General features: G+C 75.3%; 21 protein-coding genes and 1 tRNA gene. 13 read left to right on the forward strand and 9 right to left on the reverse strand.

Annotation, left to right across the window (positions count from 1 at the left end; translation table 11 throughout):
* Nucleotides 1-389: IniB N-terminal domain-containing protein (locus PSD17_RS23145; protein ID WP_339124495.1), on the reverse strand; the 389-nt coding region annotated here is incomplete at its 3' end.
* 392 nt (nucleotides 390-781) lie between these two features.
* Here PSD17_RS23145 and PSD17_RS23150 point away from each other — a divergent pair.
* From PSD17_RS23150 to PSD17_RS23160, 3 genes are all read left to right on the forward strand, one after another.
* Entirely contained in the window at nucleotides 782-2,767 is a 1,986-nt protein-coding gene (locus PSD17_RS23150) for an Hsp70 family protein (protein ID WP_339124496.1), read from the forward strand.
* A 192-nt stretch (nucleotides 2,768-2,959) separates the two neighbouring features.
* On the forward strand, nucleotides 2,960-3,226 hold the full coding sequence (locus tag PSD17_RS23155; RefSeq protein ID WP_041760200.1) for a hypothetical protein: 267 nt from the start codon (nucleotides 2,960-2,962) through the stop codon (nucleotides 3,224-3,226).
* A gap of 253 nt (nucleotides 3,227-3,479) precedes the next feature.
* On the forward strand, nucleotides 3,480-4,298 hold the full coding sequence (locus PSD17_RS23160) for a hypothetical protein (protein ID WP_013678559.1): 819 nt from the start codon (nucleotides 3,480-3,482) through the stop codon (nucleotides 4,296-4,298).
* A 16-nt stretch (nucleotides 4,299-4,314) separates the two neighbouring features.
* Here PSD17_RS23160 and PSD17_RS23165 read toward each other — a convergent pair whose 3' ends face one another.
* The 4 genes from PSD17_RS23165 to PSD17_RS23180 are packed head-to-tail and all read right to left on the reverse strand — an operon-like array spanning nucleotide 4,315 to nucleotide 10,186.
* The gene (locus PSD17_RS23165; RefSeq protein ID WP_339124497.1) at nucleotides 4,315-5,940 is read right to left on the reverse strand and encodes a MinD/ParA family ATP-binding protein; all 1,626 of its coding nucleotides are present in this window, start codon (nucleotides 5,938-5,940) and stop codon (nucleotides 4,315-4,317) included.
* Between the two features lie 25 nt (nucleotides 5,941-5,965).
* Nucleotides 5,966-7,807, reverse strand: a complete 1,842-nt coding sequence (locus tag PSD17_RS23170; protein ID WP_339124498.1) for a transglycosylase family protein — start codon at nucleotides 7,805-7,807, stop codon at nucleotides 5,966-5,968.
* Between the two features lie 2 nt (nucleotides 7,808-7,809).
* Nucleotides 7,810-9,408, reverse strand: coding sequence for a hypothetical protein (locus PSD17_RS23175; protein WP_339124499.1), 1,599 nt, complete (start codon nucleotides 9,406-9,408; stop codon nucleotides 7,810-7,812).
* 31 nt (nucleotides 9,409-9,439) lie between these two features.
* On the reverse strand, nucleotides 9,440-10,186 hold the full coding sequence (locus PSD17_RS23180) for a hypothetical protein (protein ID WP_339124500.1): 747 nt from the start codon (nucleotides 10,184-10,186) through the stop codon (nucleotides 9,440-9,442).
* 234 nt (nucleotides 10,187-10,420) lie between these two features.
* Here PSD17_RS23180 and PSD17_RS23185 point away from each other — a divergent pair, with 234 nt between their 5' ends.
* The 8 genes from PSD17_RS23185 (at nucleotide 10,421) to PSD17_RS23220 (ending at nucleotide 19,103) form a co-directional block, all read left to right on the forward strand.
* Nucleotides 10,421-11,419, forward strand: coding sequence for a DUF6545 domain-containing protein (locus PSD17_RS23185; protein WP_339124501.1), 999 nt, complete (start codon nucleotides 10,421-10,423; stop codon nucleotides 11,417-11,419).
* 143 nt (nucleotides 11,420-11,562) lie between these two features.
* A complete protein-coding gene (locus tag PSD17_RS23190) occupies nucleotides 11,563-11,955 on the forward strand; it encodes a hypothetical protein (RefSeq protein ID WP_339124502.1) in 393 nt (130 codons plus the stop codon).
* A gap of 11 nt (nucleotides 11,956-11,966) precedes the next feature.
* Nucleotides 11,967-14,480 carry a hypothetical protein gene (locus tag PSD17_RS23195; protein ID WP_339124503.1) on the forward strand — a complete coding sequence of 838 codons (2,514 nt, stop codon included), beginning with the start codon at nucleotides 11,967-11,969 and terminating at the stop codon, nucleotides 14,478-14,480.
* A gap of 5 nt (nucleotides 14,481-14,485) precedes the next feature.
* Entirely contained in the window at nucleotides 14,486-16,012 is a 1,527-nt protein-coding gene (locus PSD17_RS23200; RefSeq protein ID WP_339124504.1) for a hypothetical protein, read from the forward strand.
* Complete coding sequence (locus tag PSD17_RS23205) at nucleotides 16,009-16,506, forward strand: hypothetical protein (RefSeq protein WP_339124505.1); 498 nt, start codon at nucleotides 16,009-16,011, stop codon at nucleotides 16,504-16,506. Before PSD17_RS23200 ends, PSD17_RS23205 begins: the two co-directional genes overlap by 4 nt.
* Nucleotides 16,506-17,534, forward strand: coding sequence for a C40 family peptidase (locus PSD17_RS23210; RefSeq protein WP_339124506.1), 1,029 nt, complete (start codon nucleotides 16,506-16,508; stop codon nucleotides 17,532-17,534). Before PSD17_RS23205 ends, PSD17_RS23210 begins: the two co-directional genes overlap by 1 nt.
* Nucleotides 17,535-17,952: 418 nt before the next feature.
* Nucleotides 17,953-18,399: a hypothetical protein gene (locus tag PSD17_RS23215; RefSeq protein WP_041760199.1), complete on the forward strand. Its 447-nt coding sequence runs from the start codon at nucleotides 17,953-17,955 to the stop codon at nucleotides 18,397-18,399.
* Nucleotides 18,400-18,638: 239 nt separating this feature from the next.
* The gene (locus tag PSD17_RS23220) at nucleotides 18,639-19,103 is read left to right on the forward strand and encodes a DUF6194 family protein (RefSeq protein ID WP_339124507.1); all 465 of its coding nucleotides are present in this window, start codon (nucleotides 18,639-18,641) and stop codon (nucleotides 19,101-19,103) included.
* 5 nt (nucleotides 19,104-19,108) lie between these two features.
* Here the strand turns inward: PSD17_RS23220 and PSD17_RS23225 are convergent, their stop codons facing one another.
* The 3 genes from PSD17_RS23225 to PSD17_RS23235 are packed head-to-tail and all read right to left on the reverse strand — an operon-like array spanning nucleotide 19,109 to nucleotide 20,886.
* Entirely contained in the window at nucleotides 19,109-19,705 is a 597-nt protein-coding gene (locus tag PSD17_RS23225) for an AAA family ATPase (RefSeq protein ID WP_339124508.1), read from the reverse strand.
* A gap of 7 nt (nucleotides 19,706-19,712) precedes the next feature.
* Complete coding sequence (locus tag PSD17_RS23230) at nucleotides 19,713-20,147, reverse strand: VOC family protein (protein WP_041760198.1); 435 nt, start codon at nucleotides 20,145-20,147, stop codon at nucleotides 19,713-19,715.
* 40 nt (nucleotides 20,148-20,187) lie between these two features.
* The gene (locus PSD17_RS23235; RefSeq protein WP_339124509.1) at nucleotides 20,188-20,886 is read right to left on the reverse strand and encodes a TetR/AcrR family transcriptional regulator C-terminal domain-containing protein; all 699 of its coding nucleotides are present in this window, start codon (nucleotides 20,884-20,886) and stop codon (nucleotides 20,188-20,190) included.
* 54 nt (nucleotides 20,887-20,940) lie between these two features.
* Between PSD17_RS23235 and PSD17_RS23240 the strand changes: the two genes are divergently transcribed.
* On the forward strand, nucleotides 20,941-22,011 hold the full coding sequence (locus PSD17_RS23240; protein WP_339124515.1) for an FAD-dependent oxidoreductase: 1,071 nt from the start codon (nucleotides 20,941-20,943) through the stop codon (nucleotides 22,009-22,011).
* A gap of 304 nt (nucleotides 22,012-22,315) precedes the next feature.
* Here the strand turns inward: PSD17_RS23240 and PSD17_RS23245 are convergent.
* Nucleotides 22,316-22,386: transfer RNA gene (locus tag PSD17_RS23245), tRNA-Gly, on the reverse strand.
* A gap of 206 nt (nucleotides 22,387-22,592) precedes the next feature.
* Between PSD17_RS23245 and PSD17_RS23250 the strand changes: the two genes are divergently transcribed.
* Nucleotides 22,593-23,711 (forward strand): UDP-N-acetylglucosamine 2-epimerase, encoded by a 1,119-nt coding sequence (locus PSD17_RS23250; protein ID WP_339124510.1) that lies wholly within the window; start codon nucleotides 22,593-22,595, stop codon nucleotides 23,709-23,711.
* Nucleotides 23,712-23,740: the final 29 nt, after the last annotated feature.

A 23,740-nucleotide genomic window follows, 5' to 3' on the forward strand; every position in this document is an offset into this window, starting at 1 on the left:
ATGCCGCCGCGGTTGTCGATGTTCTGGTTGATCGAGTTGTCGACGATGGTGTCGCGGTCGTCGACGTAGTTGTTGGTGATGTACTTGTTGATGTACTCGACGGCTTCCTTGTGGCCGTGGCCGCCGTCGTGGTGTCCGCCGCCGCTGTAGCCCGCGTGTGCCGGGACCGGCGGGACGGTGTTGTGGAAGCCGGTGTCGTAGTTCCGGTCGAAGCTCGCCTGGTGGCTGTCCTGGGCGAGGACCAGCGCGTCGTAGACGTCCTGGGCGCTCAGGTCGGTCAGGTTGTACGCCTCGAGGGTGTCCTCGGGGTCGGCGTTGAACTCCTGACGCAGGTCGTCGTCGTTGATCAGGCGAAGCAGGAAGTCCAGCAGCGAGATGCTCTCGGCCATCGTGATCGTCTCCTCGGTGGGCCCCCGGAGTCGACCGAGGCCCGTCTCTGTGTGTGTCGTGCCGGTGTGTGCCGTGCGAGCCGGGCTCGTTGCGGCTCGGCGTTGATGCAGAAGTTAGGGACGGATCGGACAACGGCCATCGGGGAACTCCCATGGTTCGGTAAAGAGCTCGTACGGGGATCCCCGCCCCCGGGCGTTAGGGGATTCGGGGGCAGGGGGCGCCGGGGCGGCGCACGCCGGGCCGAAAGTCCCCACTTCCGGCGCCCGTTCCTGCATTGGGGTGCTAGCACCCCTTCGGTCGCTAACGAACTGCCGGGATACTCCGATGGCACCAAGCGAGGGGTTCGCGCGTTGCGAAGGGGCGCCGCGCGGACGGTCGGGGGAGGAACACGATGGGCTACCAGCTCGGAATCGACCTGGGGACGACGTACTCGGCGGCAGCCGTGTGCCGGTCGTCGGGGGACCAATGGTCGGAGCCGGAGATGGTGACCCTCGGGTCCCGCTCGGCCACCGTCCCGTCGGTGCTGTTCATCGCGCCCGACGGCTCGGTCGTGGTCGGTGAGGCCGCGGAGCGCCGCGCCCTGACCGACCCGGACCGCGTCGTCCGCGAGTTCAAGCGCCGAGTCGGCGACCCGACCCCGCTCGTCGTCGGCGGCGCCCCCTGGCCCGCCGAGGAGCTCGCCGCCCGGCTCGTCGCCTGGATCGTGCAGCAGGTCGCCGCTCGCGAGGGTGGTCCCGCCGACCGCATCGCAGTCACCCACCCCGCCGCCTGGGGCAACCATAAGAAGGACCTGTTGGCGGGCGCTCTCTCCCGGCACGGCCTCGAGGTCGTCTTCCTCGCCGAGCCCGAGGCCGCGGCACTGCACTACGCCTCGGCCGAGCGTGTCGAGGCCGGGTCCACCATCGCGGTCTACGACCTCGGCGGCGGCACCTTCGACGCCGCCGTCGTCCGCAAGGCCGCGTCCGGCTTCGGCCTGCTCGGGCGCCCCGAGGGGATCGAGCGGCTCGGGGGCATCGACTTCGACCAGGTGGTGTTCGACCACGTCGTCGGTGCCATGCCCGACGCGTTCGCCGAGCTCGACGACTCCGACCCCGACGTGCTGGCTGCCGTCGGCCGCATCCGGCGGGAGTGCACCGAGGCCAAGGAGATCCTCAGCGCCGACACCGAGGTCTCGGTGCCGGTCCTGCTGCCCGGGACACAGGGGTCCGTCCGGCTGCACCGCAGCGAGTTCGAGCAGCTCATCGGCCGGCACGTCGAGGAGACGGTGGCCGCGCTGCTGCGTGCCGTCGGCTCGGCGGGGCTGACCGCCGACATGCTCAGCGCGGTCCTGCTCGTCGGCGGGTCCTCGCGCATCCCGTTGGTCGCCCAACTGGTGTCCGAGCAGGTCGGGGGGCCCGTCGCGGTCGATGCCGACCCCAAGAACGCCATCGCCAAGGGCGCGGTGCTCAGCGTCTCCCCGCGCCAGACGATGTCGTGGCCTGCCGTCGTGATCCCGCCGGTGGAGAGCACCGGTCCCGAACCTGCTGCCGTCGCCGCGGCGCCCCACCCGGCCCCCGCCCGCCCGGCCCCCGCACGTCCGCCCGCCCCGGCTCGCCCCGCGGTCGCGCTCGCAGGCGCCGCCGTCGCGGCCCCGTGGTCCGCCCCCGAGCGCGCCGTCGAGCCGTGGTCGCAGGGTGCTCCGCCGGCGGGTCAGGTCGCGCCCGCTGCCTTCCGCGCCCCCGTCGCCCCGCCGCGGCCGCCCGTGCAGCCGCTGCCCGACTGGTCCTACGACGAGCCGCAGCACCAGAAGCCGCGCCGCGGACCGGTGGGGCTGCTCGTCGGGATCGGCGGCGCGGTCGCCGTCGCGGCCGTCACCGTCGCCGTGCTGACCTGGCCGACCGCCCGTCCCGCCTCCGCCGGCTCGTCGATCGACGGCCCCCTCTCCACCGCCACCGCCCCGGCCGAGGCCGGTGCGGGGGTCTCGCCCGCCGCCAACCCGGTGCGGCAGCCCGTCGAGCGTGCGCCCGCGGTCCACGACAACGCCGGCGCCAAGCCCCCTGCCGCGGGGGGCAAGACCGCAGGTGGGGCCCCCGCTGTCCCGCCCGCTGCCGGGACGACGGCACCCCCCGCGGGAGCGACCGCGCCCCCGACCGCCGGCCCCACGACCAGCGCCGGTGCCGAGGGCGGGCCGACGTCCGGCGGGCCGACCTCGCCGCCGCCCGACACGGGGACGAGCTCGCCCGACAACCCGCCGCCGGTGGAGAACCCGCCGCCGGTGGAGAACCCGCCCCCGGTGAACAACCCGCCCGTCACCAATCCCCCGGGGAACAACCCGCCCCCGGCGAACAACCCGCCGCCGGCGGACGCGAACGCGCCGTCGGCCCCCGCGGCGTCGTGAGCTGACCGTCGCGTCCTGAGCACCCTGCTTCCCGCGGGGTACGGGCCTGGGACCGGCGCGGGCGGGGAGCCTTCGCGCCGGTCCCAGGTTCTTCCGACGTCCGCGCAACGTTCCGCCGCCTCCCGGCGATGAAGGATCGGACCCGCGCCATCGGCGGGTGATCGACCTCGGGGAGTGTGTGCAGTGGCACGGATGTCGGCTCTGGTTCTCGTGATGGAGTCGCTGGCGATCCTGTTCGCGACGTGGATGTTCGGCTGGCCGGTGCTGGTCGTCGGCGTCCCCGCCCTGATCGCGACCGCGCTCCTGCTGGTCACGGCCCACGCCGCGGATCGGCGACGAATCCGTCGTGAACGGGAGGCCGCGGCCATTCCGACGCTGCCGGGCGGCCTGATGAGCGGCTTCTTCCGGCTGCCGGCGCAGCCCGTCCCGCACGAGGTCCGCGACCACTCCCGCGCCTGACGCAGCCGCCCGGGGACCGTCGTGGGGAGCCGCGGCTCGCGACGGGCCGGTCGTCGCGGCGTCGTCGTGACGTCGCACCTGCTCGGGGGGCTCCTCTTGCAGACGACCCCCGTACACACGACGCTGATCGTCGCCGGCGGGCTCGGGTGGGGGCCGAGCGTCCTCACCGCGTGGCGACGGGGACGGGTGGGGGGCGGTTCCGCGCGCGGGCGGGGCCGAGCAGGCTCCACCCGAGCGGAGGGGGCGTCACGACGTGCTGCTGGGCCTGGTCTTCGCCGTCGCGGCGATGGTCCTCAACTGCGTCGCAGGCCTCCTGCAGTCCGACGCGACCACACGGACGAGGCCGGGGCGGCCCCTCGCGCTGCAGCCGCGGTTCATCGGCGGGCTGGTGGTCGACGCCCTCGCCTGGGTGTGCACCGTCGTCGCGTTGCGGTTCCTGCCGGTGTTCGCCGTGCAGGCGATCCTCGGCGGCTCCATCGCGTTGACGGCGTTGGCGGTGCGCTGGATCTGGGGCTCGAAGCTGCACGTGCTCGACCGCGTCGCGATCGGTGGCTGCGTGATCGGGCTCGTGCTGATCGCCGGGGCCGCCGCGTCGGAACATCCCGGCGGTGCCGACACGGCCGCCGACGTGGTCATGGGTGTCGCGCTGGGCGTCCTCGCCGCGGCGACGATCGCGCTGTACAACGTCCGCGTGGCCTGGCCGTTGGCGCTGGTCGCCGGCCTGGGGTTCGGTGGGACGTCGCTGGCGGTGCGGTCCATCGACACCGGTCCCGGCGGCTTCGACGTCGTCGTCCTCCTCGGCCAGCCCGCGACCTACCTGCTGTGCGGCTACTGGCTCGTCGGCATCGTCACGTTCTCCCGGGCACTTGCTCGTGGCAACCTCGCCGTGGTCACCGCGGTCTTCACCGTCACCGAGGTCATCGTCCCGGGGCTCGTGGCGATCGGGCTCCTCGACGACCGCGTCCGCGACGGCTGGACCATCCCCTTCGCGGTCGGGCTCGCGCTCGCGGCCGGGGGCGTCGTCGTCCTCGCGGGGTCGTCGGCACAGCGCAAGGGCCAGTGGGTGCGCTGATCCCGGTGCCGTCTGGTCAGCCGGCCCGGTCGGGGAACTGGTCGGCGATGTGCGCGGCGACGGTGACGTACGCGTCGCGGGTGGCCGCCCGCAGCCGGTCGAACTCGATGCGCCCGCCGGCCGCGAGGTGCGGGTCCTGCGGGACCGTCACGACCGAGCGCACCCGGCTGGCGAAATGGCTCGCGATGCGCCCGGCGTCGACGTCACGGCTCGTCCGGTCCCCCGAGAGGACGACGACCGCGTTGCGTGCCTTCGCCGCGTACCCGTGCGACTCCAGCCAGTCGAGCGTGTGCCCGGCCCGGCTCGCGCCGTCGACGGTCGGGCCGCCGACCACGACCAGGCTGTCGGCCGTCCGCAGGGTGGGCTCCATCGTCGGGTGCGAGATGCCGGTGCCCGCGTCGGTGATGACGACGCTGAAGAACCGCCCCAGCACGCCGATCGCGCTCTCGTACTCGGCCGCGGTGAGTGCGTCGCTCACGGCCGGATCCTGGTCCGACGCCAGCACCCCGAGCCGCCCCACCGCCGACATGTAGCGCGCGACGTCGGACAACGTCGCGATGTCCTCGATGCCGCGCAGGAGATCGCGGATGGTGACACTCGTGTCGCCGGTGAGCCGGTCGGCGAGCGTGCCCGCGTCGGGGTTGGCGTCCACGACACAGACCTGGTCGCCGCGGATCTCGGCGAGCGCCGAGCCGAGGCACGCGGCCGTCGTGGTCTTGCCGATCCCGCCCTTCACGCTGATCACCGCAATCCGCCGGGACGTGAGGACCGGCCGCCGGACGCGCTCGCACAACCGTCGGCGGGCGCGTTCGACCTCGCTGACGCCCGGGTTGAGCAGGCCTCGCGATCCACGGTGAAGTGCTGCCCGCCAGCCCATCCGCGGGGTGTCGCGGCGGGGACGGGTGAGCGCGTCGTGGGTCAGCGCGTGCTGGGTGGACTCGGGTGCGGCCGCGGCGGGTGGTGCGCCGGCGGCGTCCGCGGCTCGCGACGTCGTGCCCACGGGTGCCGCGGCATCGCCGACGAGCCGCCCGGCCGCGGGTGCCCACCGGGATTCGGGCGCCCAGCAGGGTTCGGGGGTCGGCGAGGGTGCCGGGGCGGGCGGGGACGCGGGTGCGGCGGTCCGGAGTGCGGCGGCAGGCAACGGTTCGGACGCGGGCGCGGCGGCGGTCCGGGGTTGGGCGGCAGGCGGGGGTTCGGGCGCGGGCGGGGCGGCGGTCCGGAGTTCGGGGGCCCGGCGGGGCGCCGTGGACGCTGCGGCGCGGCGGGACGCGATGTGCAGCACCGATGCGGCCGTGTCCGCGGCGTCCTGCCCGATCGTCCGCAGGGGCGGCGCGACGACGGGCCGCGGCGCGCGCCCGACCGGTCGAGGTGGGTCGTCGGTGTGGGCGCGTTGGTGCGCCGGCGACAGCGAGGGCCCGGTCGGGGCCGACGGCACCGCGGACGCGCTCGGGGTCGACGCGTGGCCGGTGTGCGCGTCCGCGCCGTCGGCAGGGGGCCAGCCGCCCCACGGCACGGTCTCGATGCCGCCCGGTCCGGTGACCTCGGCGTGCGCCGGACCGTCGTGGCGGCGGCGGGGACGCGGCGGCGGTGGTGCGGCGCCGGCGTCGTCCCAGTCCTGCCGGAAGAGCCCGGGGTCGTTCATGCCGTCCTCCAGGGGGGTGGGGTGGTCAGAGGCCGAGCTTCGTGGAGCACGCGGGCCACGCGCTGTAGCCGCCGCGGTCGTCGCGCACCTTCTCCGCGACGGCGATCTGCTGCTCGCGGGTGGCCCGGTCGGCGCTCGGGGCGTAGGCGTCACCGCCGTACGCCTTCCAGGTCGCGGCGTCGAACTGCAGGCCGCCGTGGTAGCCGTTGCCGGTGTCGATGTCCCACCTGCCGCTCGACTCGCACTGCGCGAGCCGGTCCCAGACGCCGTCGCTCTGCGTGCCGCCCGCGCCGGTGGAGTCCGACGGGTCGGGCGGGGCCTGGCGACGGGCGTCGTCGGTGGCGCTGTCGGCTGCGTCGTCGGTGCCGCCGTGGACGGGGCTGTCGGTGTCGGTGTCGGTGGTCTTGTCGGTGGTCGCGGCGGCGTCGGTGTCGTCGGCGCGGTCATGGGTGGCGCCACCCCGGGTGTCGTCGTGCCGGGTGTTGTCGTCTCGGGTGTTGTCGTCCCAGGCGTTGTCGTCTCGGGTGGTGTCGTCCGCGGTGTTGCCGGTCGGCCTTCCGTGATCGGTGGCACGCGGGTCGAGGTCGGCGGAGTCCTCGATCGCGGCGAGCCGGGCGGCGAGCTCGCGGGCCTGCGGGTCGTCCGCCGCGGCGCGCAGCCGGGTCACGAGGTCGCGGGTGCGCTGCTGCCAGTCGCCGCGGGCTGCGGTTGCGGTGCCGGCGTCCGTCGCCGGCGAACGACCGTCCTTGTTCCCACGAGCCGTGGTGCCGACGACGGCGTCGTTGCCGGCCCCGTGGGCCAGGTGGTCCGCGAGGGCGGTCGCGTCGGCGTCGTCCGCATCGCGCAACGTGCCGACGAGGGCGTCCCGGGCCCGCCGCCAGTCGGTCGTCGTGACGCAGGAGCCGGTGTCGGCCCGGTCGGTCGCATCGGCCCGGTCGGTTTCGCCGGCCTGGTGGGTTTCGTCGGCCCGGTCGACCGTATCGGCCCGGTTCGTTTCGGCGGCCCGGGCGGTTCCCTCGGCCCGTCCGGCCCCGTGCGCTCGGGTGCGGATCGCCGTTGCCAGGGCACTCTCGGTCGAGGCCTCGTCGGCATCGTGCTCGTCCTCGTCCTCGTCCTCGTCCTCGTCCTCGTCCTCGTCCTCGTCGGCGGCGTCGGAGCGCGGAGTGTGGGCGGCCGCGGGGAGCACCAACGGGCCGTCGTCGGAGCGCGCGGCCTCGTCGCGGTCCACGGTCCCCGTGCGCTCGGTCCCCGTGCGCTCGGTCCCCGTGCGTTCGGTCGCCACGCGCTCCGTTCCCGCGTCGTCGGTCCCCGCGCGATCGGTCTCCGTGCTGTCGGTCTCCGTGCGATCGGCACGGGAGTCGTCGGTGTGGGAGTCGTCGGTGTGGGAGTCGTCGGTGTCCGGGTCGCCGGCGTCGGGTTCGTCGATGTCGAGGACGTCGAGCAGGTCGGCGGGGGTCGGGGAGAAGCCGTGCCGGGCAAGGACGACGCCCACGTCGCCCGCATCGGCGTCACCCACCGCGGCGCGCCGGACGAGGTCGTCGGCGAGATCGAAGGCAGCCTGTTGCCACCCGACGGCCGATCGTGCCGGGGTGATGCCCCTGGCCCGGAGGTCGTGCACGAGTCGTGCCGCGCGGGCGTCGGACGTGGAGGTGAGTGTGGCGTCGGTGAGCAGCAGGCGCAACCCGTCGACGAGCGCGTCGGCCTGTTCCTGCGACAGCGTGCCGCTGCGGCCGACCGAGTCCCCGATGTGCTGCGCGCACACCGAGTAAGAGGTCGGCGCGACGGGAACCGACACCGGTGGCACGACGACCGGCGCCGCCGCGATGACGGCAGCCACGGCGAGCGTGCCGACGGGTGAGACGGACATCGTTACCTCTCCTGGGTTCGGTGAGCGGCACGCTCGGAGGTCTCGCCGGCGTCGACGAGGTAGGGCAGCTCGTCGGGCGAGCGGGGCGGGGTGCGCGTCGTCGAGGCGGCGGTCGCGTCCGAACAGCCGGGCTCGCTGGTCCCCGGGGTCGCGCCGGGCGCGTGTGCCGCGGGCACGAGGGCACCAGGCTCGGTGCCACCGGCCTCGTCATTCGCCGTGCCTGCCCCGCCCGTCCCGGTCCCGGTTCCGGTCCGAGTGCCGGAGCCGTTCGCGGTGCCGGAGCTCGTCGCGGTGCCGGGGTCGTCGGACCGCGAGTTGCCGGAGCGGGAGTCGGCCGAGCGGGAGTCGCCGGAGCGAGAGTCGCCCGAGCCCGAGCCCGAGCCCGAGCCCGAGCCCGAGCCCGAGCCCGAGCCCGAGCCCGAGCCCGGGCCGGGGTCGGAATCGGCCGCGGGGGACTCGTCGCCGGGCGTGGCGCGGGTCCCGCCGCTCCAGTCCGACAGCACCCGCAGCCGGTCCCACGGGATCGCGTCGAGCGCGACGTAGTCGCCGGACAGGCCGGCCCGTTCGTAGGCGTCGGAGTCGGGCGCGTACTCGGCGATGAACGCGGCCCGCGCGCCACCGTTGTCCCCGACGTAGGCGCCGTAGCGCTGCAGCGCCGTCGCGATCGCGGCCTGACCAGGAGTGATGCCCGGTAGCGAGGCGACGTCGACCGACGGGTCGAGCTGCACCCGGGCGCCTTCCGGGATCGGCGACCCCGAGCCGTCCATGTTGGACCCGTCGCTCTTGGTCGCCGGGTAGCGGACCTCACCGGGTTCGACGATGTTCGTCGAGAAGAACAGCGCGTGAGGGATGTCCCCGGCCGCGATCTCGGAGGCGCGGACGACCGCCGCGTACCGGGCGATCCCCGCCCCCGTCGAGCTGCCCTCGTGCTCGCGACCGTCGCCGTCGAGATCGGTTGCGGCACCCCACAGCGCGGCGAGGCCCGTACCGCTGCGGTGCGCGCCCCACAGGTTGACGACCTTCCCGCTGCGCGGATCGGCGATCGCGACGTGCGCATCCGACCCCGAGGGGATCTGCACGTCGGCGGGGACGGGGACGTCGAGACCCGCGAGCGGGTCGGGACCCCAGTCCTCCGACAACGGGACCGGAGCCCGCGGGGTGCCGGGGCTGATCTCGTCCGCGTCGACGAGCGTGACGCCGAACTCCACGGTGTTCAGGACGTGGTCGCCGTCGGCGAGGGCCGCGGCCATCGCGGCGGACTCCGGGTCGAGCTCCGCGCCCGCCGGGATCGGCTCCCACAACCAGTCCGCGGCCGGGAAGTAGGGCCGCCCGGCGGTCGCGCAGGTGGGGACGTCGGTCGGGCCACGGTCGCCGGGCCCGTCGGTCGGCGAGCAGCCGTCGAGGAAGCCCGGCCTGGTCACGCCGGACGCGGCCAGCTGGGCGCGAACCCGGTCGGCGGCGCGGTCGGCCGCGGGGAGTGACCGGTACAGCGCGACCGCCTCGGCCTTCCATCCGCACGACGGGCTCGCAGCGGGCGGCGTCGCCGGCACGAGCCCGGCCACGGCCATCGCCGCGGCCGCCGCGAGCGCCGCGATGCTCATCGTCGACCTCCTGGCCGGGTGGGCCCAGGCGTCAGCACGCGCCGCGCCCGTCCCGCCGCGCCGCGCCGAGGTCGACGACGAGCCCGCCCGCGCCATCGCACGCGACGGGCACACGCAGGCGCACCCACTCGGAGTCGCACGCCACCCACCCCGGGGCGACGGGCGCAGGCGCCGCCGACAGCACGGCTCCGCCCGTCGGCTCGTGCTCGGGAACCGGGTGCAGGGCCGCGACCCCGGGGAGCCGGACGAACGGCGTGACCCGGACCCGGACGTCGACCCGCACATGTGTGGCGTCGAGATGGTGCAGCGCGCCCGGGATCACGGTCTCGGACCGCTGGCGGCCGCGCCCGTCCCAGCCGAGCCGTTCGACGTCGACGACGCCGGGCAGGTAGCGGGCGAGGACGGCTGCCCGGCGGTCGGGGTTGTCCTCGTCCCAGCTGGTCAGGTCGAGTGCGAAGGCGCACGCGAGGCTCGTCGCCCCGGCCGCGTCGACAGCGCCGGATGCCGCGTCGGGCGGATCGTGCGGGCGGCGCGCCGGGGTGGTACCGGACGACGACGCGCCGTGATGGTCGGCCGGGACGGCCGCCCACGGCTGCCGATCATCGGCAGGAGCGCCCGGCGGCGAGGTTCGGCGCGGTCCGGGCGCCGGAGCCGACCGGCGCACCGTCGACCGGGGGACGTGCAGCCGGTGCGCGGCGGAGACCGCCTCCAGCGCCGCGCGGTGCGCATCGGCGACGGCAGGTGGCGGCGCTACGGGTCGTCGTCGCAGCAGCGTCATCACGTACTCCGGTGAATGGTGCGGACGGTCATGGCACTGCCCCCTGGAATGCGGTCGAGAGGGCTGTGTAGCAATTCGCGGGTGGTCGGATGCGCTGAACGCGCAATTGTGTTCGCACCGGCACACAGTCCGTCGGGCGAGTGCGAACGTCATCAGCGAGAACGCCCGCGGCGGCCCCGGACCTCGTTACCGTCCGCCCCGTTCCCCTTTCCCGACGCTCGAAAGAAGGCGACCGTGACCACATCCGGGCTGCTGATCGCCGGTGTGTTCGGGGCGTGCACGGCCGCACTGGCCGTTCGCACCCGCCGGGACCCGGGCTGCCCCGTGTCCTGGACGGCGTTCGCGACGACCCTGCTGCTCGCGGTGGCACACACCGACCTGGGCACCGCCCGCGCACCGGCCTCCGCGCTCGCCGCGACGTCCGGGGTCGTGCTGCTGCGCCTCCTGCGACGCCGGGGCCGCGCGGCGGTGATCCTCCGGCAGGAGGGCGTCGTGCTGCTGCTCGCCGCCGCCACCGCTCCGCTGTGGGCACCGGCCGCCCTGGCGGCCGTGACGGGCGGCTGGGCGGCCGTCGCCTGGGCCCGGGTCGCGGTGCACGCCGGCGGCCTGCCGGCCCGCACCCGGCGACCCGGCGACCGGGCGGCCGTCGCCGCCGGGATGATCGGCGCGACCGCGCAGGCCGTGCACCACGCGGCGACCGAGGTCGTCCCGCTCGGCACGGTAGGCCTGGTCGGAGCCGTGATCGGGACTCTCGGGCTCGGTGTCGCGGTCGTGGTCCCGGTCGCCGATCGGGTCGTCGTGGAGCTGGCCGTCGCGACCGATCGACGCCGTGTCGGGCACGCCCTGCGACCGCTGCGGACGCTGTTGTGCGACGAGTTCCCCGAGGTCGCGCTCGCCTCGTCCCGCACCCGGCAGCGCTGGCACCGGCAGGCCGCCGAGATCCGCGACGGCCTCGTCCTGCTCGGCCCGTACTACGACGCGACGATCGCCCGTGCGGCCGCCGCGGCCGCCGTCCCGGGCCACGACGCGACCGGCCCCGGCGCGGACGTGCACGCCGCGTTGATCGCGGCAGCCGTGCGCGCGCACCGCTCCGGGCGGCCGCCGGCCGAGCCGCTGCCCGAGGCCGCGACGCGCGGCGGGCGTGACTGGACCGACGAGCTCGCCTGGCTCGTCCTCGTCTCCGAGCGACTCGGGAGTGACCGTTTCCTGGCGGGGCAACCCGTCCCCGGATAAGGGTGACACCGACCGCCGATGCCGTTCGCACTCGCGAATTCCCGATATTCACGGGTGCGAACAAAATGGTGAAATCGGGGACCGGGGACCCGGCGACGTGACACAACGAACCCGACCGCGAATTCTGGCGCGAGGAGCCGACGATGCGTTCCCGATCCGACGACGACCTGTACGCCGTCGAGAACCGCTATCTCGGTCCGCCCGGGCGGCCCGTGCCGTGGCAGGCGCGTTACCGCGCCTACGGGGCGTGGGTCTGCTGGCTGCTGCCCCTCGCGGTGCTCCGGCAGACGGTCGGGGTGCTGCCGGGCCTGCTCGGCTGGGTGGTGGTCGGTGTGCTGGCGGTCGGCGGCGCCCGGCTCACGATGCGCGTCGTCGGGCCGGAGCGTCCGGCGGGCGCTGTCGTGCGGATGTTCCTGGCCGAGCTGGCCGCGCCGCGATCCCGGCAAGCGCCGGTGCGGACGTTCGTCGCCGACCCCCGCCACGTCCAGGTCCACCTCCAGGTCGCCGCACGCCCTGTCCCCGGGCCGCCGCGGTGAGCCTCGTCCCGGTGCAGCGGCCGACGCTCGCGCCGCTGCGCCGCACCCCGACGGTGACCCCGGAGCTCGGGCCGGTCGCCGAGCCGTTCGCGCCGCGCCGTCCCGCACGCACCGGAGCCGACCCCGCGGTGCGCGAGTACACCCCGCGGCTGGCGTTGCGCGGCATCTCCGGGCATCTCGCCCACGCCACCACGGGGACGACGGCGTGGTACGCGGTCGCGCCCAGGGCGTGGTCGATGCGTCCCGACGACGAACGCGACGCCCTGATGGGCGCACTCGCCGGCGCGCTCGCGCGGCTACAGGGCAGGTGGTTGCACTGGCGGGTCACGTGGCGGCCCCACGCCGCGGCGGAGTGGGCCCGTCGGCACGACGCCTGGGCCAGGCCGCTGCCCGACGTGCCCGGTGCCGTGAGCTGGGACGCGCACCTCGTCGGCGAGCAGCGCCGGGCCCTGACCTCGCCGAAGGCGGTGAAGGAGGTCCTCCTCGGGGTCGAGGTCCGCGGACCCCGCGGTCGCCTGGGCGCGCTGGGCGACGCACTGGCGCGGCGGCTCGGCGGAGCCCGGGCGGCCGATCGACGCGTCGACGGTGAGCTCGGCGCCGACGTCCGCGACATCGACGCCGTGCTCGCGAGCTCGGCCCTCGGCGCAGCGCCGCTCCCCGCCGCGCGGATGCTGCACCTGCTGTACCGCTCGTGTGCGCTCGGGCTGCCCGCGCAGTCGGTGCTGCCTGCGGCGCCCCACGGCGAGTGGGAGCGCGAGGACGTCGCCGCCGTCGACGGTCTCGCCCGCTGGAGTGCCGATCCCTATGCGCCGACGGTGGCCGTCACCGGGGTCGTCGACGGTGCCCTCGTCACGCGGCACGTGGTGGTCGCCTCGATGGGCCGCATGGGCGACATCGACGTGCCCGGTGAGGACCTGCCGTGGATGACCGTCCCCGACGACCTGCCGGTCCCCGTCGAGTGGTCGGCGCGGATGCGGGTGCTGCCCCGTGACCGGGCGGCGCGCGGGCTGCGGCAGGCGGCGGACCGGGTGGAGGCGCAACGTCGGCACTACGAGGCCGACCACGGCCGGCAGGTCCCGTCCGCGCTGGTGCGCGGGCTGGAGGCGGCCGAGCAGGTCCGCGGGGACCTCGAGACCGACTCGCCGCTGGCCCTGCGCTGCGAGGGCTGGTGGCGGATGGCGATCCCCGGCCGCACCGAGCGGGAGGCGCTCGAGCTGTTCGACGAGGTCCGTCGCCGGTACGCACCGAAGATCGCCGTCGAACGGTCGGAGGCGCAGTACCGGCTCGCGCGCGAGTTCGTGCCGGGCGAGCCGCTCGCGACGACGGCGTTCCGCCGCCGGATGAGCCTGCGCCATGTCGCGACGGCCGTCCCGCAGGCCACGGACCTGATCGGCGACGACCACGGTCCGCTGCTGTTGCGTGCGCGCACGTCGGGCCGGCTCCTGGCGTGGGACCCGTGGCACGACGCCGGTGCGGGGCCGACGCCCGTCGTCGGTGGTCCGGGAGCGGGCAAGACGTTCCTGCTCGGGGCGGTGGCCGCGCAGCTCGTCCGGTCGTGCGGCGCGTTCGTCACACTGCTCGACCCGTCCGGTGCGCTCGGCCGGCTCGTCGACGTCCCGGAGCTGGGCGGCCACACCCGCCGACTGTCCCTGCGCGACGCGCCGCCCGGCGTACTCAACCCGTTCACCCTGGTCGACGACCCGCCGGAGCCCGCAGCGACGGCCGAGGACGCGTGGCGCCACGCCGCAGGCCGGCGGGCCGCGCTCGTCGTCGCGGTCCTCGCCGAGCTGCTGCCGGCGGCCGTCAGGAGCGGCGCCCAGGTCCGCCCGTTGCTGGTCCAGGCCGTCGAACGGGTAGGGCACGACCGTGCACACGACGCGGGCGAGGTCGTCGACGCCCTGCAGCACATGGGTGCCGAGGGCGAACGGCTCGCGGCCGCCCTGGCTCCGGCGCTGGCGGCCGCGGGTGCTCTGAGCGGCCATTGCGACCAACCGTGGAGCGCGACGGCCGACCGGCTGCTCGTCGTCTCGACCACCGGACTCGCCGAGTCCGGTGCCGACGACCCGGTCACGTCGACGCTCGCGCGGCTCGCCGCGTGGCTCGTCCGGCAGCGCGTCCACGTGCGCGAGGGATCCGCCCCGACCCTCGTCGGCATCGACGACGTCCACCGGTTCACGGCGACGCCGGCGGGGCGCACGCTCGTCACCGGGCTGGTCCGCGACGGTCGCACCCGGACCGTCGTCACGGCCCGGCAGGCCTCCGACCTGCTGTCCCTCGTTCCCGACGACGGCGACGCGATCCCGTGGCACGACGCATTCGTCGGCCGGACCGAGCCCGGGAACCGGGCCGACGCCCTCCGGCTGCTCAGGGTGGCACCGCACGAGGCCCATCAGCTGCCCGGACCCGCCGACGCACCCGGCGAGTTCCACTGGCGGTCGGGACCGCACTGCGAACCCGTCCGGGTGGACCTGTCCGGGCCGCACCTCGCGGGCCTGCGCGCCGCCCTCGGGGGAGGTCCGCGGTGACACCGATGACGGCGCGGCGGGGCCTGCGCCTGTTCGGCCTCGCCGTTCCGGTCGCCGTCCTGCTCGTGCTCGCCGTGGGCAGCCCCGCCGCCGCCGATCCGGCCGCGCCCGACGACTGCGCCGCCCCACCCGCGGCCGTGCCCGCGACCGGCGGGCTCGCCGGCTCGATCGACAGCACGGTCGCCTCGGCAGGCGCCGCCCCCGCGGACCCGTACGCGCGCTTCGGGTACGGCGGGCTCACCTGGTCGACCTACGACCTGGGCTGCGGCGGATCGGCCTGGGACCCGGGCGCCTCGGTCGACACGCTCGTGGGGAACTTCCTCCTCGGTGCGGCGAAGGTCCTGTTCGCGATCCACGTGGCACTGCGCGACGCCTCCCGCACCGACGCGCCCGCGCTGGCCGACGCCGTGGCCCGGACCTCGCCCGTCGTCGCCGACTTCGTGTTCTCCCCCTGGGCGGGTGCCGCGGCCGTCGTCGCCGCGGCCGCCCTGCTCCTCGCGACCCATCGCGGGGACCTCGGTGCCGTCGTCACGCGGGGCGGCACGATCGTCGTCGCGCTGGTGGTGCTGGCGTTGTCGTTCGGGCCGGGCCCCGAGCTGTCCCGGGAGCTCGGCGGGCTGGTCCGCGGATCGGTGTGGGACGCGGGCGAACAGGTCGTGTCGCGGCTCGCGCCCGAGTCACCGCTCGGCGGCGGCGGGGTGCCCGACCGTCCCGACCGGCTGCGGACCGCCGTCTACGACCGCGTCCTGTACGACGGCTGGCTCGACGGGGAGGTCGGCTACGAGCGCTCCCCCGGGCTCACCGCACTCGGCGACCGGCTGCTGGCCGCCCAGACGATCTCCGTCGACGAGCAGCGCGCCCTCGACGCCGGGCCGCCCGGCGACCGCGCGGCCCGTCGGCAGGCGCTCGCCGAGGCCAAGGCCGCCGACTGGCGCGCGGCGTTCGAGGCGGCGCCACCGGACGTGCGGGACAGCCTGCGCGGGCGCGGCGTCTCGCGGACCGGTGCGGGCGTCGCGGTCCTCGCCGGGACGCTCCCGGTCACCGGCCTGCAGATCCTGGGCAGCATCGCGATCCTGCTGATGACGGTCGTCCTGCAGCTCCTCCCGGTCGCGGCGCCGCTCGCCGCGCTGCTGACGCTGGTCGCGCCCGCGACGCCGGAGCGGGCGATGCGCGTGCTCGGCGCTGTCGTCGGGGGCGGGATCGTCGCCGCGCTGTGCGTCGCCGCGCACGGCGTGGTCGTGCTGTTCCTGATCGCCGACGGCGGCGGGATCACCTCGGTCGTCCTCCTCTGGATCGCGACGGCGCTGCTGTACCGGCTGCTGAGGCCGCGGCTGCCGCTGCCGGGCCGGATGGGGACGACCGCGCCGGGCCCGGCGGGGGCGCTCGTCCGCGGTGCGACGCGGGTGGTGCGGCGGGTGATCGAGCGGACCACGCCTGCGCGATCGGTCGGACCGGCGCCGGGTGCCGTCCTCCCGCCGCCACGTCGCGCGGCGCTGCCCCGGCCGCGCGGGACGCCGGAGCTCCCACGATGACCGGGCGACTCCTGCGACTGGTACTGGCCGACCGACGCCGGTTCGTGCTGGTCGGGGTCCTGCCGGCCGTCGTGCTCACGGTGCTCGCCGCCGTCGTGTCGCGATCCGACCGGCTCGCGGGGCCCGACGTCGCCCCGCCGAGCGTCGCTCCGCAGGTCGTCGCCGCGGCGCCCGCGCCGCTCGGCGGACCGGTCGTGGTCGCGACCCGGTTCGCGCAGTACTGGGTCGACACCGCCGACCCGGCGGGCTGGCTCGACCGGCTTCGTCCGTTGGCCACCGACGAGTTCGGCGGCGTCGTGCTCCCCCGCGCCGACCCGGCCTCGGTCCCGGCGACCCGTGTCACGGGACCCGCTCGCGAGCTGCCGGCCGACACCGGAGCGGCGATCGTGCTGGTCCCGCTCGACACGATGACGCTGCGCGTCGAGCTCGTGGACACCGGCCGCGGCTGGCGGGTGTCCGACGCGGCCCGCGCCGACCCGGCGCCGGATCACTGATGGCGTTCCTGATCCCGACGCTCACCCCTCCGGTGCGGCGTCGGCGGGGGCGTCGGGTCGGGTGCGCCGTCGTCGTCGGTGCGGTCGCGTTGCTCATGGTCGCGGTCATCGGTGTCGTCCAGGCGGGGCCGCCGCCGCGGCGCCCGGTGAGTTGTGTGGCCGCGCTCGCGCCGCCGCCACCTCCCGGCAGGCCGGGCCGTGGACCGCAGTGGACCGACGAGCAGCGGCGCAACGCCTCGTCGATCGTCGAGACCGGGCGCAGCCTCGGCGTTCCCGACCGTGCCCGCTGGATCGCGGTGGCGACGGCGATGCAGGAGTCGTCGCTGCGCAACCTGGCGGGCGGCGACCGCGACAGCGCGGGCCTGTTCCAGCAGCGCCCGTCGCAGGGCTGGGGCAGTCTCGCCCAGGTCCGCGACCCCGTCCGGGCGGCCGCGTCCTTCTACGATCGGCTGCTCGCCGTCCCCGGCTGGGACCGGATGCCGCTCACCGAGGCCGCGCAGACCGTGCAGCGCAGCGCGTTTCCCGAGGCGTACGCGAGATGGGAGCAACCGGCCGCCGACCTGCTCGCGGCACTGGGCACCGCTCGCGCCCCGATCTGCGTCCCGCCGCCGGACACCGCCGGCGCCCTGCCCGCCGACGCCCTGCCCGCCGACGCCGCCCTCGACTTCGCCCGCGGGCAGCTCGGCAAGCCGTATGCGTGGGGTGCGGCGGGACCGTCCGCGTTCGACTGCTCGGGCCTCGTCGTGCGCGCGTGGGAGGCCGCAGGCGTGCAGCTGCCGCGAACGTCGCGGATGCAGGCGACCGCGGGCGCACGGGTGCCGCGCGCCCGGGCCCGACCCGGTGACCTTCTGTTCTGGTCGTCCAACGGGCAGGTCTCAGGGGTGCACCACGTCGCGCTCTACCTGGGAAACGACAGGATCCTGGAGGCCCCGCAGGCAGGGTCGCCCGTCCGCACGCGCGACCTCGGTAGCTCCTACGACGTCCGGGAACTGCTCGGATTCGCCGTCCGTCCGGGAGCGGCCGGATGACGCCTCGGCGACGATGTCGCCGAACACCGATTTCGGTCGGTTTCGTCTGCTACAACTGCCGGGCCGGTTCACCGATGTGGTGCGGCTGTCGTGAGGGGGAACGATGTCCAGCACGCCCGGCGGTCAGTGGCCGCAGAACCCGGAGCAGGGGCCGCCGTACGGAGGTCCGCCGCCCGGCGCGAACCAGCCGCCCGGGGGGTACGGGCAGCAGCCCCAACCCGGGGGTCCGCCGCCGGGCTACGGTCAGCAGCCGGGGTACGGACAGCAGGCCGGCGGTCAGCAGCCGGGCTACGGTCAGCAGCCGGGCTACGGTCCGCCGCAGGGAGGCCCCCAGGGGTACGGGAACCCGCAGGGATACGGCGCCCCGGCACAGGGCGGGCCGAGCGAGGGGGCGTCGTCCCGGCCGGGCGGGACCGGCATGATCTTCGCGATCGTCACGGTCGTGGGCGGCCTGCTCACCGCGATCGGCTCGTTCCTCGCCTGGGTGACGGTGCAGGCGCCGATCTTCGGCTCGATCTCCGTGGCAGGCACCGAGGGTGACGGCAAGATCACGCTGGTGCTGGGCATCCTGGTGCTGATCATCGGCGTGCTGCGGCTGATCAGGCCGTCGATCCCGGCGCTGGTCCAGCGGCTGCCGATCGTCCTCGGGATCATCGCCGCCGCGCTGGGGATTTACGTGATCATCCGGCTCGGGTCGCAGATCGGCCAGATCGAGGAACTTCCGGGCGCGTCGGTCTCGGTCGGCTTCGGTCTGATCATGACCATCGTGGGTGCGGTCGTGTCCGTGGTCGGCGGGATCGTGGTGAGCTCGCAGCGGCCGACGGTCCCTGGCGGAGTCGCCGGCCTGGGGCCCGCGGGGCGGTAGGTCGAACCGGGTCGCCGGCGCGGCCGCGCGAGGGGCGGCTCCGGTCGCGTCGGCACGCCGGCGGCGCGGGCCTTCCAGGGGCCCGGTCTGGCTACTGAACGTGACGATCGAGGGCGTCGACAACGGGGGTCGGCCTGGCTCGCGCGCGCCGCGGTTCGCCTTCGGCACGCGGCGTCGAAATGTGATCTGAACCACACTTATGTCCGCGATTCGGCCGCAGATCGGGTTAGCGTCCGGCCATGGACCCGGCGACGATCGAGGCACACATCCACGCACTGGGCGGCGTCGAGACGATGACTCTCGGTGACGACCGGTTCTTCATCCACAACCCGGACGGCGACCTTCCCGGCGAGCGGAAGATGCCGTTCGCGACCATCGTGACGTCCGACGCCTACGACTCCGCGTACGATCTCGGGCGCGAGGGCGTGTACCGACTCAACATCGGTCTGCCCCGCGACTCCTACCGGAGGCTGTTCGGTACCCCGCCCGCCGCACGTGCCGACGGCGGCCCGCTCGACACCGGCCACGACGCCACGGTTCTCGACGTCGTGGTCCCACATCCCGTCTACGCGTCACAGCAGTGGGTGTGTGTCCTCAACCCCGGCGACGAGACCGTCGCGACGACGGTCGGACCGCTCCTCGCCGAGGCGCACGACTTCGCCGCCCGCAAGTCCGCGAACCGCGCCGCGCGCACGGGCGGCTGAGACCGTCAGGGCAGCCGCACGTGCCGCAGCTGCACCGCGCGACGACGCACGAAGCCGCGGACCCGGCCGTCGCGGCCGTGCGCGAGCGGGAGGTCCAGGCCGGCGGCGACGTCCTCGACGACATCGTCGATGGTCCGTCCGTCGGTAGCAACGTGGCGGGCGAAGCGGGGCGCGGTCAGGGCCGTGACGCACCGGTCGATCTGCCGCTGTGCCCACAGGTCGCGGACGGCTCCGCCACGGGAGGCCAGTCGTCGACGAATGGTCTCGGGCGTCGCGACGAGCGTGACGTGCCGCAGGTCGTGCCCCCCGATGCGGAGCGCCTCGACGATCTCGTCGGCGTAGTCGTCGCGGACGAGCGTCATGGGCACGATGACCGGCTGGGTCGCGTCGTCCGCGTCGAGGCGGCCCAGCACGTCGCGCACCCCGACGCGCCATCCGGGCACGTCCTGGAAGTCGCCGCGCAGATGCGGCGGCAGCATGCGGTGCAGGCCGAACCCGGGGAGCTCGGGGTCGGCGATCCAGCCCCGGCCCAGACGTCGTCGCAGCTCGTGGGCGACCTGCGTCTTGCCGACGCCGAAGGCCCCGTTGACCCAGACGATCATCGACGGCTCACAGGACGTCGAACTCGTTGCCCTCGGGATCGGCCATCGTCACGTGGTCGGGCCGGTCCGCGGGCACCTCGGCGAGCACCGTGGCGCCGAGCGCGACGAGCCGCTCCACCTCGGTGACCACCCGGCGCCTGCGTTCGTCCCACGCGACGTGCCGGCCGCCGCCGACGGCCAGGTCGAGGTGCATCCGGTTCTTGACGATCTTGTCCTCGGGGACCCGCAGGAACGAGATGGCCGGGGCGACGCCGGCGGGATCGTGCAGGAACGCGCCGTCGCCACGCTCGTCGACGGGCACGTCGTGGTCGTCGAACCAGGCGTCCCAGCTCGACCAGCCGGGTGGCGGCGGTGCGGGGGCGTAGCCGAGGGCCTCGGCCCAGAAGCCGGCGAGAGTGCTCGGGGACGCACAGTCGATCGTCAGGCTCCACGGCGTCGCCACGGTCCCAGGGTAGGGGCCCCCGTTCGGCGGGCCGCGACGGTCACCGCCGCTGCGCGGCCAAGCCGTCCAGCACCGCGGTGAGCCCGGCCGCGAACACGGCGGCGGGATCGCCGTCGGTGCCCTCGGCGACGAAACGCTCGATCATCGGGAACCGGCCGGTCGCGAGGGTGCGCCGCAGGTAGGAGCCGTGGGCGGCCTCCCACGCAGGCTTGTCGACGCCCGTCCTGCGCGCCGCGCGCCGTTCGCCGACCTCCGCCCGCACCGCACCGGCGACGTACGCGTGGACGGTCCACAGGACGTGGCGGGCGTCGTCGACGGCCGGGAACGCGGGGAGTACCGCGGCCAGCGAACCCTCGAGCACGGCGAGCCGATTGGGGCCGAGCCGCGGTCGCCCGCCCATCAGGTCGGCGAACCACTCGTGCCGCAGTACCGCTGCCCGCGTGGCCTCGGCGAGCGCGGTGAGCGCGACCCGCCACTCGCCCGCCGGCACGCCGATCTCGCCCTGCACGGCGTCGGCCATGAGATCGAGCAGTTCGTCCTTGCTGTCGACGAACCCGTACAGCCGCATGGGCCCGGCCGAGAGCGCGGCGCCGACCTTGCGGAGCGAGACCGCGTCGAGCCCCCCTTCGTCGGCCAGCGCGATCGCCGCCGCCACGATCGCGGCCCTGCTCAGCGGGGTCGGGGCCGTCCGGGGCGGCGGCTCCGCGCGTTCCCAGACCGTCGGGCTGCCGTCATCCACCGATACAGCGTATCGTCCAATACACCGTATCGACGAGGAGGCACCGTGACGGACATGCGCATCGCGATCGTCGGTGGCGGCCCGGGTGGGCTGGTCCTGGCCAGGGTCCTGCACCGGCACGGCATCGCGGCGACCGTCCTCGAGGCCGATCCGTCGCCGACCGCCCGGCCGCAGGGCGGCAGCCTCGACCTGCATCCCGAGTCCGGTCAGCGGGCGTTGCGGGAGGCGGGGCTGGAGCGGCAGTTCCGCGCCGTCGCCCGTCCCGAGGGCCAGGACCTGCGGATACTCGACCCCACCGGCGCGGTGCTGGTCGAGCACACCAGTGCCGACGACATGGCTCGACCCGAGGTCGAGCGGACCGGGCTGCGCGACCTGCTGCTCGACTCGCTGCCCGCCGGCACGGTCGTGTGGGGTCACCGCCTCGACCGCGTCGACACCCGGCCCGACGGCACACCGAGACTCACCTTCGCCGACGGGACCACCGCCGGCTGCGACGTCCTCGTCGGCGCCGACGGCGCGTGGTCGCGGGTCCGTCCGCTGCTCACGGACGCCGTACCGCAGCCGTCGGGCAAGATCGGGATCGACCTCGGCGCCGTCGCGGCCGACCATCCGGCGGCGGATCTCGTCGGGCGGGGGTCGCTGTGGGTGATCGGCGACGGCGTCGTCCTCTCAGGTCAACGCGCTGCCGACGGGACGGTGCGCGTCCACCTCTCGCTGCGGGCCGACCGCGACGGGCCGGACCCGACCGCGGGCTGGTCGTCGACGGTGACGGCCCTGGCCGACGCGGCGGAGGGGCCCGTCGTCAGACGGTCGCACGCCGTGCTGCCGGTGGGGCTGACCTGGGCGCCGCAGCCCTGCGTCACGCTGCTCGGCGATGCCGCGCACCTCATGCCGTCCGTGGGCGAGGGTGCCAACCAGGCGATGCTCGACGCGCTCGAGCTCGGCCTGGCGATCGCCGCGCACCGGACCGATCCCGACGCCGCGATCCGCCGCTACGAGCAGGAGATGTTCGCGCGCACGGCCCCGATCGCGGCGAGGTGCGCCGCGGTGGAGTCGATGATGCTCGGCCCGACGGCCGCGGCCGACATGACGCGCTTCTTCGCCGGCGAGCCCGTCGGCAGCTGAGTTCCCGACCTCGGCCGGCTCGACGAGCTCGCCCGGCTCCGGGCCGACCCCGCAGCGTGGGACGACGGACTGGGTGCGACGGCCGACGTGCGCGCTGCGCTGATCATCAGCGGGCGAGGAGCGAGGCCGACCGCCGGATCCGAGCGCCGGCAGCGGGTAGCCCGGTCGCCGACGGCGACGACGAGGACGGCGCTGCGGACGCCCGTGTGCCGGTTGGCCGGCTGGCCCGCGCGGTGGGTGGATCATCGGACGACGAAGGCCCAGCTCCGGTGTGGACACCGGCTGAGCTGGGCCTTCGCGTGAGAGCGGATGACGGGAATCGAACCCGCGTATTCAGCTTGGGAAGCTGATGTTCTACCATTGAACTACATCCGCATGGCGTGCGATCACTCTAGCATCGTCACCCTCGGTCATTGAATGGTCCACCCGGCTGCGGGCCATCGGGGTGTTTCGGGCCGGGATCCGCACGGACTGTTCGGATCCGCTCGACGTCTCGCGCTCGGGTGTTCCACACTGCGTCCGACCGGGGAACGTGGCGCCGCGGCCCCCGGATGTCAGCTCCCCGCAGCGAAGGAACGGGCATGACGGGATTCGAGAGGCTCATCGGTGAGCTTCCCGACGACCACGAGCACGACGTGCTCCTGATCGCCGGGAGTCGCCCCGAGGTCGCGCGCCTCGCGCCCGTCGCCACCGCGATCGCGCAGGCCGACCGGATTCGTGGGCTCACGGTGGCCACCGGGCCGGACCCGATGACGATCCACGACGCGTTCGAGGAGCTCGGCGTCGCACCCGACATCACGCTGCTGCAGCACGAGCCGCCGGGGCACACGCCCGCGGCGATCGCGGCGTCGCTCATGGCCCGGCTCGACGCGCTGCTGGTCGACCAGGACCCGTCGGCGATCATGATCCACGGCGGGGGCATGACGGCCGTGGTCGCCGCCCAGGTCGCGTTCTGGCGGCTGATCCCGGTCGTGCACCTGCAGGCGGGGGTCGCGACCGACGACCTGCTCTGCCCGTTCCCCGAGGAGGCGAACCGGCGGATCATCGGGCAGCTCGCGTCGCTGTTCCTGACGGCGGGCGGTCCTGCGATCGGCAGCCCGCTGGGGCCGAACGTCCTGCAGGTGGGCGACACGATCGGGGCGAACCGGCCTCCCGTGGACCCCCGCTTCGCCGACCTCGTCGCCCGGGTCTCGCGCGGCACGGCGCGCCTCGTCGTCGCCGGCCTGGACGGTCCGGGATCGACCGAGGTCGTCGGCGACCTGCCGGCGCTGCTCGCGCGCGACGACGACCTGGAGGTCGTACTGTTCGGCGACCTGTGCGGGTCCGGGCCCGCCGAGGACCTGGCCCGGCACGGGCGCGCGGTCGTCGTGCCGCACGTGGAGCTGGGCGACCTGGTGCACCTGGTGGTGGCGGCCGAGGTGCTGATCTCCGACGACCCCGAGCTCGTCCGCGACTCGCCGGGCCTCGGGACGCCTGCGGTGCTGGTCGACGGGCCGCACGTCCCGCATCCCGGCGACTCGATCCGCTCCGTCCCACGCCGCAACGTCCTCGACGACGTCTGGCGCATCCTCGACGTCGACCCCCGCCCCGTGCCGTCGCGGCACGACGGCAAGGAGGCGCAGCGGGCCGAGGCGGCGGTCGCGTGGATGTTCGGGCTGTGCCCGTTCCCGCAGGTCGCCCCGAGGTCGTCCGACGTGTGACATAGGGTGGCGGGGGTCCGGTCGTCGAC

Source organism: Pseudonocardia sp. D17, from assembly GCF_036984265.1.
In the GTDB taxonomy this organism is placed as follows: domain Bacteria; phylum Actinomycetota; class Actinomycetes; order Mycobacteriales; family Pseudonocardiaceae; genus Pseudonocardia; species Pseudonocardia benzenivorans.

Bases quoted from the DNA above. Each gene is read 5' to 3' on its own strand.
- PSD17_RS23150 (WP_339124496.1), top strand. From the start codon at position 782: ATGGGCTACCAGCTCGGAATCGACCTGGGGACGACGTACTCGGCGGCA.
- PSD17_RS23155 (WP_041760200.1), top strand. From the start codon at position 2,960: ATGTCGGCTCTGGTTCTCGTGATGGAGTCGCTGGCGATCCTGTTCGCG.
- PSD17_RS23165 (WP_339124497.1), bottom strand. From the start codon at position 5,940: ATGAACGACCCCGGGCTCTTCCGGCAGGACTGGGACGACGCCGGCGCC.
- PSD17_RS23170 (WP_339124498.1), bottom strand. From the start codon at position 7,807: ATGTCCGTCTCACCCGTCGGCACGCTCGCCGTGGCTGCCGTCATCGCG.
- PSD17_RS23175 (WP_339124499.1), bottom strand. From the start codon at position 9,408: ATGAGCATCGCGGCGCTCGCGGCGGCCGCGGCGATGGCCGTGGCCGGG.
- PSD17_RS23180 (WP_339124500.1), bottom strand. From the start codon at position 10,186: ATGACGCTGCTGCGACGACGACCCGTAGCGCCGCCACCTGCCGTCGCC.
- PSD17_RS23190 (WP_339124502.1), top strand. From the start codon at position 11,563: ATGCGTTCCCGATCCGACGACGACCTGTACGCCGTCGAGAACCGCTAT.
- PSD17_RS23200 (WP_339124504.1), top strand. From the start codon at position 14,486: ATGACGGCGCGGCGGGGCCTGCGCCTGTTCGGCCTCGCCGTTCCGGTC.
- PSD17_RS23205 (WP_339124505.1), top strand. From the start codon at position 16,009: ATGACCGGGCGACTCCTGCGACTGGTACTGGCCGACCGACGCCGGTTC.
- PSD17_RS23210 (WP_339124506.1), top strand. From the start codon at position 16,506: ATGGCGTTCCTGATCCCGACGCTCACCCCTCCGGTGCGGCGTCGGCGG.
- PSD17_RS23215 (WP_041760199.1), top strand. From the start codon at position 17,953: ATGATCTTCGCGATCGTCACGGTCGTGGGCGGCCTGCTCACCGCGATC.
- PSD17_RS23220 (WP_339124507.1), top strand. From the start codon at position 18,639: ATGGACCCGGCGACGATCGAGGCACACATCCACGCACTGGGCGGCGTC.
- PSD17_RS23225 (WP_339124508.1), bottom strand. From the start codon at position 19,705: ATGATCGTCTGGGTCAACGGGGCCTTCGGCGTCGGCAAGACGCAGGTC.
- PSD17_RS23240 (WP_339124515.1), top strand. From the start codon at position 20,941: ATGCGCATCGCGATCGTCGGTGGCGGCCCGGGTGGGCTGGTCCTGGCC.
- PSD17_RS23250 (WP_339124510.1), top strand. From the start codon at position 22,593: ATGACGGGATTCGAGAGGCTCATCGGTGAGCTTCCCGACGACCACGAG.